This is a genomic window from Rhodococcus sp. APC 3903, assembly GCF_030407755.1.
GTDB classification, from domain to species: Bacteria; Actinomycetota; Actinomycetes; order Mycobacteriales; family Mycobacteriaceae; genus Rhodococcus_F; species Rhodococcus_F erythropolis.
In genome coordinates, this window is the sequence record NZ_JASDCV010000009.1 from 203,350 (window position 1) to 218,322 (window position 14,973).

At 65.3% G+C, this 14,973-nt stretch carries 13 protein-coding genes; 5 read left to right on the forward strand and 8 right to left on the reverse strand.

Annotated elements, in window-relative coordinates; translation table 11 throughout:
• Nucleotides 1-128 precede the first annotated feature (128 nt).
• A complete protein-coding gene (locus tag QMA15_RS15335; RefSeq protein WP_019747824.1) occupies nucleotides 129-530 on the forward strand; it encodes a membrane protein in 402 nt (133 codons plus the stop codon).
• Here QMA15_RS15335 and QMA15_RS15340 read toward each other — a convergent pair.
• Together QMA15_RS15340 and QMA15_RS15345 are read right to left on the reverse strand one after the other, a co-directional pair.
• On the reverse strand, nucleotides 527-3,919 hold the full coding sequence (locus tag QMA15_RS15340; protein ID WP_279163760.1) for an ATP-dependent DNA helicase: 3,393 nt from the start codon (nucleotides 3,917-3,919) through the stop codon (nucleotides 527-529). The two genes, QMA15_RS15335 and QMA15_RS15340, sit on opposite strands and share 4 nt — an antisense overlap.
• On the reverse strand, nucleotides 3,920-7,282 hold the full coding sequence (locus tag QMA15_RS15345; protein ID WP_279163759.1) for an ATP-dependent DNA helicase: 3,363 nt from the start codon (nucleotides 7,280-7,282) through the stop codon (nucleotides 3,920-3,922).
• Nucleotides 7,283-7,334: 52 nt separating this feature from the next.
• Here QMA15_RS15345 and QMA15_RS15350 point away from each other — a divergent pair, with 52 nt between their 5' ends.
• From QMA15_RS15350 to QMA15_RS15360, 3 genes are read left to right on the forward strand one after another with little or no spacing between them, the layout of a single operon-like run.
• The gene (locus QMA15_RS15350) at nucleotides 7,335-8,123 is read left to right on the forward strand and encodes an alpha/beta hydrolase (RefSeq protein ID WP_070386896.1); all 789 of its coding nucleotides are present in this window, start codon (nucleotides 7,335-7,337) and stop codon (nucleotides 8,121-8,123) included.
• Between the two features lie 10 nt (nucleotides 8,124-8,133).
• A complete protein-coding gene (locus QMA15_RS15355; RefSeq protein WP_019747820.1) occupies nucleotides 8,134-8,430 on the forward strand; it encodes an MGMT family protein in 297 nt (98 codons plus the stop codon).
• A gap of 49 nt (nucleotides 8,431-8,479) precedes the next feature.
• Complete coding sequence (locus QMA15_RS15360; RefSeq protein ID WP_133728457.1) at nucleotides 8,480-10,231, forward strand: NTP transferase domain-containing protein; 1,752 nt, start codon at nucleotides 8,480-8,482, stop codon at nucleotides 10,229-10,231.
• A 5-nt stretch (nucleotides 10,232-10,236) separates the two neighbouring features.
• Here QMA15_RS15360 and QMA15_RS15365 read toward each other — a convergent pair whose 3' ends face one another.
• Together QMA15_RS15365 and QMA15_RS15370 are read right to left on the reverse strand one after the other, a co-directional pair.
• Nucleotides 10,237-10,590 (reverse strand): hypothetical protein, encoded by a 354-nt coding sequence (locus QMA15_RS15365; protein WP_279163758.1) that lies wholly within the window; start codon nucleotides 10,588-10,590, stop codon nucleotides 10,237-10,239.
• Nucleotides 10,587-11,165 carry a hypothetical protein gene (locus QMA15_RS15370; RefSeq protein WP_020969236.1) on the reverse strand — a complete coding sequence of 193 codons (579 nt, stop codon included), beginning with the start codon at nucleotides 11,163-11,165 and terminating at the stop codon, nucleotides 10,587-10,589. Before QMA15_RS15370 ends, QMA15_RS15365 begins: the two co-directional genes overlap by 4 nt.
• 89 nt (nucleotides 11,166-11,254) lie before the next feature.
• Between QMA15_RS15370 and QMA15_RS15375 the strand changes: the two genes are divergently transcribed.
• Nucleotides 11,255-12,022 (forward strand): hypothetical protein, encoded by a 768-nt coding sequence (locus QMA15_RS15375; protein WP_003942311.1) that lies wholly within the window; start codon nucleotides 11,255-11,257, stop codon nucleotides 12,020-12,022.
• Between the two features lie 35 nt (nucleotides 12,023-12,057).
• Here the strand turns inward: QMA15_RS15375 and QMA15_RS15380 are convergent, their stop codons facing one another.
• Genes QMA15_RS15380 through nirD form a run of 4 tightly spaced genes read right to left on the reverse strand, consistent with a single transcriptional unit; the run spans nucleotide 12,058 to nucleotide 14,956 of the window.
• Nucleotides 12,058-12,705: a maleylpyruvate isomerase family mycothiol-dependent enzyme gene (locus tag QMA15_RS15380; protein WP_020907123.1), complete on the reverse strand. Its 648-nt coding sequence runs from the start codon at nucleotides 12,703-12,705 to the stop codon at nucleotides 12,058-12,060.
• The gene (locus QMA15_RS15385) at nucleotides 12,650-13,399 is read right to left on the reverse strand and encodes a sirohydrochlorin chelatase (protein WP_046378346.1); all 750 of its coding nucleotides are present in this window, start codon (nucleotides 13,397-13,399) and stop codon (nucleotides 12,650-12,652) included. The genes QMA15_RS15380 and QMA15_RS15385 overlap by 56 nt, the downstream gene beginning before the upstream one ends.
• Nucleotides 13,386-14,546, reverse strand: a complete 1,161-nt coding sequence (locus QMA15_RS15390) for a uroporphyrinogen-III synthase (protein WP_019747814.1) — start codon at nucleotides 14,544-14,546, stop codon at nucleotides 13,386-13,388. Before QMA15_RS15390 ends, QMA15_RS15385 begins: the two co-directional genes overlap by 14 nt.
• Nucleotides 14,543-14,956 (reverse strand): nitrite reductase small subunit NirD, encoded by a 414-nt coding sequence (gene nirD, locus QMA15_RS15395; protein ID WP_019747813.1) that lies wholly within the window; start codon nucleotides 14,954-14,956, stop codon nucleotides 14,543-14,545. Before nirD ends, QMA15_RS15390 begins: the two co-directional genes overlap by 4 nt.
• Nucleotides 14,957-14,973: the final 17 nt, after the last annotated feature.

Below are 14,973 nucleotides of genomic sequence, written 5' to 3' on the forward strand. Positions count from 1 at the left end.
AATACCTACACGGACATCGGCAGGCAGCGTAACCCTCGAAGATCGACTTCGGAACTCGGGCGCCGAATAGCGCGCGGGTCGTGGCGCCGGTAGTGGCAAGAAGGTCCACCGTGAGGCAGGCTGGGCAAATGCCTTTCACCGGTTCGACGTCCACTCCCAGCCAAGCGGCCGCTCTTCGTTTGTCGGCCCTCCTTCTCGGCGCCGGCACCATGCATTTTGCAGCGCCCTCGTTCTTCGACAGCACCGTTCCCCGCCAGCTTCCCGGACAGGCCCGCACCTACACCCAGGTGTCCGGCGTCGCGGAACTGGCGATCGGCGCTGCCTTGGCCGTGCCGAAGACCCGCAAGCTCGGCGCGGGCCTTGCCGCCGCGCTCTTTGTTGCCGTGTTCCCCGCCAACATCCAGATGGCGATCGACTGGTGCCGAAGCCCGAAGACGTCCACACCGCAGAAGATCGGTTCGATCGCACGTCTCCCCCTGCAGGTCCCGCTGGTGACCGAAGCACTCAAGGCTCGTCGAAACGCAAGCTAATCTTGCGCGCCTGCCGTTCGGATGAGGCGAGCGAGAGCCTCACCGTCCGGCAGGTTCTCGGGTGCGATGGTGCGACCCGATCGAACGTAGTGAAACGCCGCCCTCACCTTGTCGGCCGGAAACTGTTCGTTGCGCCCCGCCGAACGAGCTCTGGCTGACATCAATTCGGCCCAGGCCACCCGATACGCGGCCAACTGCATCACAACAGCGTCCTCGTTGGCGGCCGACGGTTCGGCACCGGTCTTCCAGTCGATCACCGTCCATCCGCCGTCGGGATCGGCGAACACAGCGTCGATCCGACCTCGCAAAACCGTTCCGGCAATGGATGTTTCGAAAGGAACTTCCACTTCGATCGGGCTGCGATTGGCCCACGGGGACCGCAAGAACGCATCCTGAAGTTTCACCAGGTCGGTCTCGGGACCCGCGCCGGTATCCGCGGCGCCGGGTAGCTCGTCGAGATCCAACAGCCGAGTCGCACCGAACCTTCGCTCGATCCAGGCGTGAAAAGCGGTTCCGCGACGAGCCAACGGGTTGGGCGGATACGGCAACGGACGACGTAGGCGAGCCGCCAGTTCGTCCGGATCTGCCTTGAGGTCGACGAGCTGAGTCACCGAAAGCTGCGCCGGGAGAATCACTTCGGCCCGCGCGTTTGCGCGGGCCTCGCGCTCGGCCAGGAGAACGTCGACGTCCGAGGCCCAGTTCTCCGGATCGTCCTCCGGTTCTTCCGCCTCTTCGCTGTCTTGCGGCAGCGAAGCGAGTGCGGACAGGACGCTCGCGGCTCCGGCCTCGACGGCGCCGCGCCGCGCACCCAGCGGATCCGGCGGCCACTGCGCCGTACGGGGAGTGGCGGCCAACGGGTTCTCGGTATCGGGTTCCGGTGCCGGCGCCCATTCCTCCACGACGCCGATCGCACCGCGTGAGTCTTCCTCATCGGCATCGTTGTCGGCCGTGACCATCTGATGCAGCTCGTCCAGGAACTCCGAAGGCCCCTTCGGTTCCGCACCGGATTCCGCCCAGTGATGCGCCGAGATGAACAGCGCCCGTTCGGTTCTGGTCAGCGCGACGTAGAACAACCGCCGGTCCTCGTCCAGTCGACGGTTGGACAAGGCCTTCTTGTGCGCCGTTATCGCGTTCTCGAGGTCCTTGCGGTTGTACAGCTCCTCGAGGTCGAGCACCGGAACTCCGTCGGCCGAATCCGCGTCGACCGCCCGGTCACCACGCAACGACGGTGGCAGTTCGGCGAGCGCCCCGAGCCACGATCCGGACGCGGTGGACGAGGGGAACACCCCGCCGCTGACATGCGGGATCGCCACTACTTCCCATTCGAGCCCCTTCGCCGAGTGCACGGTCAGGATCTGGACCCGATCCGGCGCCACCTCCACTTCGCCTGGCGTGAGGCCCTTTTCGATCTGTTCGGCTGCCGCGAAGAAAGCCAGCATCCCGGTCAGATTGGCAGTTGGACGCGTCGCGTAGTTGGCGACGACGTCGGCGAAGGCGTCGAGATGCTCGCGGCCCGCGGTCCCGACGACACCGACTCGGGTCCGTGCGCCCGCCTCGATTCCGATCCCGAGCACCCGCTCGACCTCCGCCACCAATTCGGTGAGCGGCTGGCCGATACGTTCGCGCAACGACGCCAACTCTGCCGCTATCGCGTTGATGCGTGTGTACCCGAGAGCCGAATAGCGTTCTGCCGGGCCTGGATCGGAGATCGAGTCGACCAATCCTGCTTGCTCGGCGTTCTCCCCGGGCAGAGCATCGTGGACCGCCGAGGTAAGCGCCTCGGCGTCGGTGACCGCACCCGCCGTTCCGTATCCCGCGGAGATGGCAAGTTCGCGGGAGCGTTGAGAGAGTGCGGCGAGATCCTTCGCGCCGATCTGCCATCGCGCGCCGGTGAGCAGCCGAACGGCAGCGCTTCCTGCAAGCGGATCGGCGACCACCCGGAGCATGGCGATCACGTCAGCCACCTCGGGTGTGTGCAGGAGCCCACCGAGCCCGACAACTTCGACCGGCAGACCTTTGGACCGCAAGGCCTCGGCCAGCGGAGCGGCATCGGCGTTCCTGCGGATCAACACCGCTGCCGTGGGCGTCGGGCGGTCTTCGGCACGTGCCGCCTCGTATTCTCCGGCGATCTTCTCCGCCACCCACTGACGTTCCTGTTCGACGTCGCCCAGCAACGCCAGTCGAACGTCTCCGGCGACGGCTCCCGGCCGCGCACGAAGGGTGCTGACCGCCACACCGCGTCGACGCAACGGTGCCGACGACAGGTTAGCCAGCTCGAGAGCCTCCGGCGGGTTACGCCAACTGGTGAGCAGTTCGAGCGTCGGAGCCGGTTTTCCGTTGGCAAGCGGGAAGTCGGTTGCAAACCGGGGCAGGTTGGCCGCCGACGCGCCGCGCCAACCGTAGATCGACTGCATCGGATCGCCGACGGCCGTCAGCGCCAAACGGCCGTCGGCTCCCCCACCGAACAACGAGGACAACAACACTCGCTGAGCGTGACCGGTGTCCTGGTACTCGTCGAGAAGAACCACCCGAAAGCGCTCACGCTCGGTCTGCCCGACCTCGGGATGCTCGGCGGCGACCCGGGCAGACAGCGACATCTGGCTGCCGAAATCCAATGCGCCTTCACGCCGCAGCGTCTCACCCAGCCGGGCGACGAGAGGCAACAGTTCGATGCGCTTATGTTGCACATCAAGGTAATTCAACAGCTCCTTGCTCGGTCCACCCCGCTGTTTCGGGCCGGCGGGCAGAGTGTGAATCAGCTTGTCCAGCTCGGTGTGTGCCTCGAGCAACTGCTCGGGATCGACCAGGTGCTCCGCCAACTGACCGGCAAGAGCCAGAACGGTCTCGGTGATCGAACCCGGATTCTTGTCGGTGTCCAGATCGCTGTCCCAGCCGCTCACGACGCGGTGCGCAACCTGCCACAGTTCGGTCTCGGACAACAGCGTCGCCGAGGGTTCGATGGGCAACAGCAGCCCGTGTTCGGAGAGCAACCGTCCCGCGTAAGCATGGTAGGTACTGACTTCGGGTTCGCCGGCCAGAATCCGGGAACGCACTCCGCCGGTCGGGTCGAGTGCCCGCAGAACGTCCGAACCCGCCAGCCGCGCCAACCGCTTGCGGATTCGCGACGTGAGTTGTTGCGCCGCTTTGCGCGTGAAGGTCAGGCCGAGAACCGCCTCGGGATCGACGAAGCCGTTGGCAACCAGCCACACGACGCGAGCAGCCATCGTCTCGGTCTTTCCGGCACCGGCGCCGGCGACCACCAATGTCGGACCGAGCGGTGCGGCGATCACTGCTGCCTGCTCGGGCGTCGGAGGGTGCTGACCGAGCGCGACCGCCAGGTCGACAGGGTCGATCTTCGGTCGGCGTGCCTTCGGCGTCGCGGCAGCCACTTAGTTACTCACCTGTCGTCCCTCGTCGTGTGCCGGGCAACTCGAACGCACCGGGCAATGTCTACATCCATCGTTGACCCTGGCCAGGTACTGCGGTCCTTGGGTCGCTGCCGCAGCGTTGTGAATGACGTCTCGCCACATCTCGACGGCTTCGGCCGTCAGCGGCGGCTGAACTCGCTGCGCCGCACCGTCCTTCTTGTTGGACTTGGCCACGAATACCAGGCGTGCACCGCCGGGTTGTGTGGCCGGTTCGCCGGCAATCGCACCTTCGGCCGCTGCGACCTGGTACGCCGCCAACTGCGCATGAGATTGCGCGGCCTCGTTGCTGACGGGGTTTCGCGCAGTCTTGACGTCGACAACCACTGGACGACCTTCGGTGTCGCGCTCGAGCCGGTCGATCCGGCCACGTAGCTTGACCGCAGGCGCTCCTTCTTCGCGCGGTTCGAGGACCCCCTCGACCGCGACCTCGACGCCGACTTCGGTCAGCTCACCGCGAGTTGCGTTCATCCAGGCGGTGAACGTCGCCAGCATCTCCCGAGTTCGATTGAGTTCACGGCGCGAGTACCACTGCGATCCCAGATCGATGGATTCCCAGGCATTTTCGAGTGCCTTCTCGACCTGATCCGGTGGAATCCGGCCGGCCAGTGCCTGCACCAAGGTATGGACCAGCGTACCGGCGATCGCATGAGTGTTGTCTCCGTCGCTGCCACCGTGACGCTCGAACACCCATCGGAGAGGACATGTTTCGAGAAGCTCGATGGTGGACGGGGACAGTGAAACCGGTCCGTCCTCGGGTTGCCACATGGGAGCAGCGGTACTCGGCTCGGCTGTGCCGTACCACTGATCCGGATGCGCGCCTCGTACTCCGGCCGCAGCCAGACGCGCCAACTGGCGAGCAGCCCGAGAATGCTTCTCGGGGTCGAAATGCGCGATGTCGGGATCACACACCACGCTGCGAAGCTGTGCGACCAGTGCAGGCAGCGACAGAACCCGGGTATCCCCGGTCTCGGGTGCAACGACGTCGAGATCGGAGGACGGGTCGTCCGAGTACGCGTCACCACGGATCAATTCGTCCACGAACCGCGAAGGCACCAAGTCGGTGTCCCCCGAAGCCGATTCGACTGCGGTGATCAGCAGACGGCGACGAGCACGGCTACAGGCGACCAGGAACAACCTGCGTTCTTCGGCCAGAAGCGGCGCGGTTCGCGAGAGTCGTTCGGCGGCCGAGTCACTGCCGTCGGAGACTCCGTTGACCAGGTCGATAAGTGCTTCGGTACGCAGTAGCGAGCCGCGTGCCCGCAAACTCGGCCAGAGCCCCTCCTGCACACCCGCCACCGCCACCACCGCCCATTCGCGCCCCGCCGCGGCGTGAGCGCTGACCACGGTGACGGCGTCGGGAGCGATGACCGATCGGCTCCGCGAGTCGGTCGGTATCTCCTGGCTGGTCAAGTAGTCGACAAAACCGGAGAGTTGCGAACGCGGCAACCGGTCGACGTAGTTGGCAGCCGCGTCGAAGAGTGCGACTACGGCATCGAGGTCTCGATCGGCTTGTGAGCCGATCGGTCCGCCGCGCGCCGACGCGGCCGCCCAGCGCCGTTCCAGCCCCGTCGCCTGCCAGGCCGCCCACAGAACTTCTTCGACCCCGAGACCACGCTCGAGAGGCACTCGGGCCTTGCGAAGGACCGACAGCACGCGATTGAGGGCCGCAGCTTCGACGTCTGTCAGCTTGCCCATCAGGCGCTTGGACTGCGCACGATCCTCGTCGATCAGTATGAGCCGCAACAACTCCGAGGAGTCCCGATCACTTCCCGATGCCAACTCGACTCGGCGCAGGCCACGACGCAACCGGCGCAGGGTGACCGGTTCGGCGCCGCCGATGGGACCGGCCATCAGGGCAAGCGCGTCGTCGCCGGTGAACTGATCGCCGCCGAGCGCCCGGAGGACCAGCAGCAGGCCGGACACTCCGTGTTGCCGCGCGAGCGGCAATTCGGTGGCCGCGGTCGTGACGGGCACCCCCGCCGCGAGCAGGGCTCGCCGGAGAGGGGCGAGAGTGCGCGGGACCGACCGCACGATGACGGCCATGTCGGACCACGCAATCCCGTCCAGCAGATGCGCCCGCCGCAAGGTATCTGCGACGACTGCCGCTTCTTTGGCCGTCGTACCGAGAACCCGCACCGACGCCCGTCCCGGATTCTCATCGGTGAGATCGGATGGAACCGCGATGCGATGAGCAAGGTTGCCGGGCAGCCGCGCAGCGATCTTGGCCGCGATCGACGCGACGTCGGCGTTGTTGCGATACATGACGGGCAGAACGATCTGGCGCTCGTCTCCGCGCTCGGCCAGTCCGAGCAGGAACGCCGAATCCGCACCGCGGAATCCGAAGACGGACTGATCGGGATCACCGGCGATGACCGTGCCCGCAGTTCCGGTTCCGATCAACCGAACCAGTTGCGCCGCCTGCGGATCCAGATGTTGTGCGTCGTCGACAAGGAGGTGCCGGATCCGAGCGCGCTCGGAGCGAAGCAATTCGGGATCGGTGGCGAACGCGGTCAAGGCCGCACCGATCAACTCGGCCGCGTCGAGTGCCGGCGCCGTCGCCTCCGGAGCCTCGACACCGACACTGCCGCGCAGCAGCACGCCTTGCTCGTAGGCCTCGGCGAACCGCCCGGCCGCCACCCACTCCGGACGGCCACGCTTCTTGCCGAGCTTGACCAGATCTTCGGGGCCGAGCCCGCGCTCGTTGGCTCGCAGCATCAGATCTCGCAGTTCGACGGCAAATCCGTTCAAACCCAATGCGGGTCGCAGGCGCTCCGGCCACCGGAGCGCACCGTCTTCGATGTCGCCGCGCAACATCTCGCGGAGCACCGAGTCCTGCTCGGCGCCGGTGATCAGGCGTGGCGGCGCGTTGCCGTGTGCTGCGGCTTGAAGCCGGAGAACGGCAAAGGCGTAAGAGTGAACGGTGCGTACCAGCGGCTCACGGGTTGCCTGCGGTCCGCGTTCCTGTTCGTACCCGAGCAACCCAGCGGTGATCTGCTCGCGGACCTGCGTCGCGGCTCGGCGTGACTGGGTGAGCACCAGGACCGATTCAGGATCTTCGCCACCCGAGATCTTCTGCACTGCCAGATCCACGAGAAGGGACGTCTTGCCGGTTCCGGGACTGCCGAGTACCTGCCAGGGATTCCAAGCCGCTGCCGAACCGAAAGAAACAGGGCCGAACGCGAGCTGGAACGGATCCTCGGACGGCGGCGCGAAGAGCCGCGTCGTCCCTTCATCCCACGTTCGGGGTATCGGAGACGGCGCAGTTCGGTGCACCAACCGCGCCCGCGGAATGGTGACCTTGCTGCGTGTTGCCGTCTCACTCACCCAGGCATTCCACCAGAGCGCACCGACAACTCACACATCGCCTGCATCCGGCATGATTGACCTCGTGTCTGCACTCCATACGTATCTCTACGGACCCGTCGGGGCGCCGGAGATCCTTTCGCTGCACGGTCTGACCGGTCACGGCCGCCGTTGGCAGTCGATGGCCGAGAACCAACTGCCCCAAGCGCGCTGGATCTCGCCCGATCTGCGCGGTCACGGGCGCTCGACCTGGGCTCCCCCGTGGAACATCGAATCCCACGTGGAGAGCCTGCTCGAGACACTGGACGAACATGCAAACGGACCGGTGGTGATCGTCGCGCATTCGTTCGGCGGAATGCTGGCGCTTCACCTCGCGGCCACCGCGCCGGAACGCGTTCGTGGGCTCGTTCTGCTCGATCCAGCGATCAGCTTGGATCCGACTTTCATGCAGGAAGTGGCCGAACTCACAATCGGCTCACCGGATTACACCGATGCGGCCGAGGCGTACTCCGAGAAGATTCACGGCTCGTGGGGTGAGGTTCCCACCCAGGACCTCGACGTCGAGATGGCCGAGCACCTGATTCAACTGGGCAACGGGCGCGTCAACTGGCGCCTGTCCACGCCTGCGATCGTGACCGGGTGGGGCGAACTCGCTCGCCCGATCGTGCTGCCACCGCCTTCCATGCCGACCGTGCTGGTTCAAGCAATGAAAGTCCAGCCTCCGTACGTCACCGACGAGTTCCGGGCAGCGCTCACCGAGCACCTCGGTGAAAATCTGACCAGCGTCGAATTCGACTGTGACCACATGGTCCCGCACGTGCGGGCCGACGAAGTCGCCGCCCTCGTTCGCAGCATGCTCTGAAGGAACCGACATGGCAGCCACCACCGAAGAGCAGATCGAAGAGGTACGGCGACTCATCGCGTCGATTCCGGCCGGTTTCGTGGCGACGTACGGCGATATCGCTGATGCTGCAGGACTTTCCAGTGCTCGCACGGTCGGTTGGATCATGCGGACGGACTCTGCCGACCTGCCGTGGCATCGGGTTCTCGGCGCCTCCGGCAAACCGTCGGCGCACCTGGCTCATCGTCAGATCGCCAAGCTCGAACTCGAAGGGGTACCGATCAAGGAGGGTCGGATCGACCTGAAGAAGGCACGGTTTCACTTCTGATCCCGTGTCACCGGTCGTCCTCACCCCGGCGATGGGGCAGCATGGAGGCATGACCACCACGCCGCCGACTGCCGCCGTCATTCTGGCGGGTGGTCGCGGGACCAGAATGGGTGGTGTCGACAAACCTGGCCTTCTCGTACGCGGTCGCAGGCTCCTCGACATCGCGCTTTCAGCAACGTCGCATCTCGACGCCGTCATCGTGGTCGGCCCGCATCGACCTGAACTTGATCTTGGAATCACCCAAACCCAGGAATCTCCGGCCGGAGCCGGCCCTGTCGAGGCGATCTGGGCCGGGTTGTCTGCGACCCGGTTACCCGATAACGCCGTGGTGGTGGTGCTGGCGTCCGACCTGCCGCACATCGAGGCCGAATCAGTCGACGCCTTGATCGCTGCCACGTCGACGGACAATCCGGTGACGTGTGCCGTGGACGAGAACAACCGAACCCAATTCCTGTTCTCCGCATGGACATTTCGCGAACTCTGGCAACGTCTGTCCACGTTACGGGAGAGTTCGGGGCTGGAGAACCAACCTATGAAAGCGATTGTCACCGAGCCGTTCTCGACGCTGAGTGTCGCTGGTACGACCGACTGCGACACACCGGAAGACATCGATCGCGCGCGAAGCCATCCGCGGCTGACGATCGATCAAGCCCGCGCCGCCGTCAGGAATTCACTGACAGCATTGCCGCCGCACCGTGCCGATCTCGCCGACAGCCTCGGAGCAACACTCGCGCAGCCTCTGGTCGCCCTGGGTGATCTTCCTCGATCCGATGTCTCGGCGATGGACGGGTACGCCGTCTCCGGCGAGGGTCCGTGGCGAATCCGCACCGAGATCCGCATCGCGGGCGCCGACGGGCAACTCGAACTCGGCGAAGGTGAAGCGATTCGCATTGCCACGGGAGCACACCTGCCCCTCGGCGCCACCTCGGTAATTCGTGACGAGTATCTGTCCGTCGACGAGCCATCTCGGATGGTACGGAGACTGCCGGATGCGCCGCACCGCAACGACGCTCGACCACGAGGGGAAGATTGGACCACCGGATTCACGATCGCCCCGACAGGTACCGCGGTGACTCCGGCGGTGATCTCCGCAGGTGCCAGCGGTGAAGTGTTCGACGCCCTCGTCCGTGGTCCGGTACGGGCACGCCTGATAGTCACCGGCGACGAGATCCGGCGGACCGGTCCACTGCGTGAAGGTCAGACTCGCGACTCCGTCGGCGGGATTCTCCCCTACCTACTGGAAAGCAACGGCGTACGGTGCGTGGCGAATTCGCACCTGCGAGACACTGCGGACAGTTTCGAGCGGGTGCTCGCAGACGGAGTCGACCAGGAAGCCGATCTACTCGTCGTCATCGGTGCGACGGGAGGCGGCGCTGCCGACGAAATGCGCAGTGCGCTCGATCGACTCGGCGCTCGCACGATCGTCGGGCGAGTCGCCTCGCGCCCCGGCGGATCTCAGATAACGGCAGTCCTGCCCAGTGGCCTGGTGGTTCTCGGCCTCCCCGGCAATCCGTATGCCGCCGTGACCACCCTGTTGACGATGCTGCCAACCGTCGTGGCCGCCTTGACCGGAAGCGACACGCCGCCGCCACTACTCGGCATCATCGAGAACGCCGCTGCGGTGAGTTCCGATGCGGTACGCCTGTTGCCGGTGACACAATCCGAAGACGGTCGCTGGCGCGCCGATCCGTCTGTACGTACCGCGCACCTTGCGGGGTTGATCGAACGCTCGGCGTTTGCACTCGTACCGGCACACTCCGACGACGGCGCCGTCGCCGAATTGGTCGTCCTCCCACGCTGATAGGGTCAGCGGTTTCGGCGCCCGCGCCGGCCGACGTCCGCCAGCACGATCACGCCGACCACGATCGCGAGCACCAGCGAATACACGCCCCACAGCACCAAGAACGGCAGCGGCCAGCCGGCATCAACGGTCTGACCGCGCGGTCCGACGCAGTACAGCGTGAAATTGGTGGACGTACCGTCGCCGTCGGTAAAGGAATCCGAGACGACCATCGCGCTCGATGTCGGTTCTTCACAGAAGATCGGCGCCAAGTGCGCGACCTGGCCGGGCCAGATCACCGAAGACAGCAGTGCGGCAAAGATTCCCACGACCACGATCACCGCTACCGAGATCAGTAACGGAGCGATTCGGCGCCTCACAGCGGCTGCACCAGAAAGGGAGTTCCGTCAGGCTCGAAGACCACAAGTACTCGCGAGCGTGGGGATTCCACCATCACGGAGGCGTGTATCGACTCGGTTCGACTGACCGAGATCCCGGTGACTTCGCCGTCGTCGACTCCGCTGCTAGCCAGCGCGTCATCGACCAACTTCTCGACATTCGCCAATGCCGGCACTTGATCCAGCGTGAACGATCGCGCATCGAGATCGTCGGTGACACTGACTTGCACGGGGATGGGCTCGCCGAGAATGACGCCGTCGAAAGAGAATCTGTCGAGCTGTGACGGCTTCCCGGGGTCACGAACGGTGACGCCGAGCGTCTCGATCGGGCTGATGTCGATGCTGGTCACCGATATCGCGTCGACGCCGTATCTATGTGCGAGGCTGTCGAACCCGCCTCGCACCAACTCCGACGTCATCCCACCGCCACGTTCGCGCATCTGGTTGTCGAAATCCATCCGATCGACGGCACCGATGCATCCGCTCAGACCCGTGGCCGTCAAGGCGATGGCTACCGTCCACAGCGCCGGCCGCACCTGCGAGGACGCCAATTTCATGAGCGGAGCGTACCGCGAGTGTCCGGTTCCATCTCGGTGACCTGCGCGTCGGACGAATTCCTGTCGGCGACTCGTGGGATCATCGCGCCATGAATCGTGTCGACGAAGGATTCGAACCGCCGGACGCATTGGTCGAGTGGTGCCGCTCCCGCACCTTTCCACTGCACGTCCTCGACGACGAAGCGACCGTCGACCTGGATTGGTGGAACGCGCACCTGAAGGACGCCGGCCACACCATCAGCCTGCGCGGGCGTGATCTCGACGGCAAAGTGATCACCGAAGGCCGAGCCATCGTTCAACGCAACGACCTTCGCCCGTCGAGCGACCTCGTTGTCGCCCAGCACGACGGCCTCGGACTGCTCTTTCTCTGCGCGGCCTGGCAGGGCTCGCACGAAAGCAGACGGTTCACGCGGCGGTTCCCCAACGTCTTCAATCCGCATCACCGCGAAGACGAGGATCCGCTGACCCAGATCACAGCCATTCTCGATCACTGTTCGAAAAACAAGTCGATGCCGGTCGTGCGGCGCGACACCTGGTCCGGGTGGCCACTCACGCCCGGCGTGGGGGTATCACTCATGGCCGCTTTCATGTGGGCGGTGGGCGTACAGGACGAAGGCCGACGCGCTCAGATGATCGATCAGTACGGCGTCTCGACACTCATCCACGAGGGCTGGCTCGAGGATCCTTCCGTCACGGGCTTCACGACGCGTCGCTACCGCCGGTACTGCGAACTGCTCGACAGTTGGGCCTATGCCGCCGGCACCCAACCCGAGATCGTCGAGATGTGGTTGGTGAAACGGTGGAGTGCGCGGTTGGCCCAAGCACGCAACGACGTCAGCGCCCCCACCCTGTTCTAATCCTCAAAACGGCTGCATCTCGGAAAGGTCGTGTCTCAGAAAGGCCAGGCAGGGAGGGTAGGCAGCCCCACCCTCGTCGGCCTCCCGACCAACCAGGCCAAGGTCTCCGCATCCGACAGCGAAGGAACACGTACACCCGGGACCGCTGTCTCCAGTGCGCCCAACTGACGGGCGAGAGTGAATTCCACGAACTCGGCAGGCCAGTCGTGGCAGGTGTAGCCGATGTCGAGGTCCATCAGGTGAATCTCGATCTCGTTCCAGCGCAGGATCGGTAGATCGAATGCCGTCACAGGTTTGCGCCACGGCACCGGCGTGTCCAGTCGATCTGCCTGGATCTCGCACAACGCGTCGACCAGTCTCGTTCCCGAGAAGCGGTAGTCGAGAGCCAACAACTCAGCCGGGCGATCTGCACCTTCCTCGATTGCAGCATTGCGCGCGTCCGGTCCCCCGGGATACATCTCCCCCGATTCGCCGCCCTGTACTCCGGCAACAAATCTGCCCAGCGCGTCGGCGTTGCGCGACATGTGCGTCACGACGTGTCCCCGGCTCCACCCGGGGAGCCCGGAGGGCTCCCGCGCCTGCTCTTCGGTCAGTCCGCCGATGAGAGCCTGTGCCTTGACGTCGGATTCACGAACTGCGGCGACCAGGTCGGCATACGTCGGCGTTACGGAGTGAGACGTCATGCAGCGATACTAGTTCCCTTCGCGCACTCTCATACCGATTCACGACAAGGTCCACCACTCCCGGATCGACGCCGAGCGGTTCGGTCACACCATCGGCTCCTGCAGCGTGCAATCTTTCGTGAAACAGTCCGTGTGCGAGGAGGTACGAGGCAACGAACACTCGCTTCGCGCCGCGAACGCGTGCTGCTGCAACGACATCGGCTACCTTCGGTTGCCCGGTCGCGATGTATCCGATGTCCACCCGGATCCCCGCCGCTTCGGCGAGCATCAGCGCGGCACGCTCGACGTCTCGCAGCGCCCGCGCATCGGAGGACCCGGCGGCAGCAAGCACTATCGCGTCGCCTGGACTCCACCCCGCTTCGGTCAAGCGTCGGAGCAGCACGCGCGCAAGCGCCGGATCGGGTCCGAGTGCGGGCGTCACAGTCACAGCCGAGTGCTCACTGATCGCCACTTCGCGGCGAACATCGGTGTGAACGTGGTAGCCGGACGCCAGGAAGGCCGGTACGAGAATCGCTCGCCCCGGAGTGTCCCGGAGGACTTCAGAAGGTGACGGACCGAGCACATCGACGAAGGCAACGCGCGTGCGCCCGACGCGCGTGCCGACGGCTTCGGCCAGGGCAGCAACCATTTCCACGCCACGTGGGCTACGCGTGCCGTGAGCTACCAGTACGAGTACATCGTCATCGCGTTGCATAGTCACCTGGATTCTGTACGTAGTCGCCGGGGTCGAGGGCAAGTCGATAGCCCCGCTTGACCACGGTCTGAACGGCTTTGGGCGCACCGAGGCACGCGCGCAATCGGGCGACTGCGGTCTCGACGGCATGGGTGTCGCCGCCGCCACCGGGAAGAGAAGCCAGAAGTTCGTCGCGGGAGACGACTCGGCCGGGGCTGGCACCGAGAGTGCGGATCAACGACATCGCAGCCGGCGGCAATTGCTTCACTTCACCGTCCACGACAACGCAACCGCCGCGGATGCTGATTTCGTGTTCACCGGCTTGAATCTTGTTGGCTCGCTGCGGGAGTTCGTCGACGATGTGTCGCGCGAGCGCCCCGAGACGTGCCCGCGCCGGGGCTGTGGTCGGTACATTCAAGGCTTCGAGCGGCGCCGAGGTGACCGGGCCGACGCACATTGCCGCCACCGGACCCCGCATCGCGTCGAGGATGTCGCCGAGATCCCCGGTCTTGTCGGCGCGCATCAACATCGACGCAACGGCCGGTGCACTGGTGAAGCTGACGGCGTCGATTCCAGCTGAAGCGATGGCGTCGATCATCCGGTCGAGCAGCGTCGGATCCTCCGGCGGTTCCCATCGATAGACTGGAACCGCGATGACCTCGGCGCCCGCGTCGCGCAGCACCTGACAGAAATCGGGAATCGGCTCCCATTCGGTAGTGGCGCCGTGCAGTTGAACGGCGATTCGTTTTCCCGAGACACCCTCTGCAAGAAGATGTTCGAGCACTTCGGCGGAAGACTCGGATGCCGGAGACCATTCTTCACGAAGGTCGGCCGCGCGGATTGCCCCTTTGGCCTTGGGTCCGCGCGCGAGCAGACGAGCCGAGCCCAACGCGGATCCGAGATTTTCCGCCTCACCCCACCCGTCGGCTGCTTCCAGCCAACCCCGGAATCCGATCCCGGTGGTGGCGACAACCACCTCGGGAGGATCCGAGATGATCTGCTGTGTCACCCTTTCGAGCTCGCGGTCGTCGGCGAGAGGGATGATCCGAATCGCCGGAGCGTGAACGACGTCCGCTCCCCGACGAGTCAGCAACGTCGCGAATTCCTCGGCGCGGCGCGAAGCGGTGATACCTACCGTGAATCCAGCCAACGGCATGTCGTCACTCACGAGACTGCATCGGCGACAGTCGAGCGAACGCCCTGCATCTGAAGGCTGTGTACCTGAACGACGCCTGCCCACACGCGAACTCCGTATACCGGCAGCGCGACCGCGGAGTCGTCCAGCGCTCGGCCGTCGACCAGCGAGAACGCCTGCTTGAGCAGCGGCGAGACCACGATCGGTTCACCGTCCCGGTCGCCGACGAGTCCGCGTGACATCACCGCGGCGCGGCCGTACGGATCGAAGTTGCTGACAGCCCGCAGTGTGCCGTCCTCTAGCAGGAACAGCGCCACCTGCTCGCCGCCGCGAAGAAGCACGGCGACCCCGCGTCCAGGGATCAGATGGCTCAGCGGGCAGGCCGACGTCCATTCGAGTCGATCCGAATCCAGCTTGGCGATCTGCGCATCGATGACACTCATCGAAGTCCTCCTGTCGA

Excerpts from the sequence above, each read along its gene's own strand:
- QMA15_RS15335 (WP_019747824.1), top strand. The coding sequence starts at position 129 with ATGCCTTTCACCGGTTCGACGTCCACTCCCAGCCAAGCGGCCGCTCTT.
- QMA15_RS15350 (WP_070386896.1), top strand. The coding sequence starts at position 7,335 with ATGATTGACCTCGTGTCTGCACTCCATACGTATCTCTACGGACCCGTC.
- QMA15_RS15355 (WP_019747820.1), top strand. The coding sequence starts at position 8,134 with ATGGCAGCCACCACCGAAGAGCAGATCGAAGAGGTACGGCGACTCATC.
- QMA15_RS15360 (WP_133728457.1), top strand. The coding sequence starts at position 8,480 with ATGACCACCACGCCGCCGACTGCCGCCGTCATTCTGGCGGGTGGTCGC.
- QMA15_RS15370 (WP_020969236.1), bottom strand. The coding sequence starts at position 11,165 with ATGAAATTGGCGTCCTCGCAGGTGCGGCCGGCGCTGTGGACGGTAGCC.
- QMA15_RS15375 (WP_003942311.1), top strand. The coding sequence starts at position 11,255 with ATGAATCGTGTCGACGAAGGATTCGAACCGCCGGACGCATTGGTCGAG.
- QMA15_RS15380 (WP_020907123.1), bottom strand. The coding sequence starts at position 12,705 with ATGACGTCTCACTCCGTAACGCCGACGTATGCCGACCTGGTCGCCGCA.
- QMA15_RS15385 (WP_046378346.1), bottom strand. The coding sequence starts at position 13,399 with ATGCAACGCGATGACGATGTACTCGTACTGGTAGCTCACGGCACGCGT.
- nirD (WP_019747813.1), bottom strand. The coding sequence starts at position 14,956 with ATGAGTGTCATCGATGCGCAGATCGCCAAGCTGGATTCGGATCGACTC.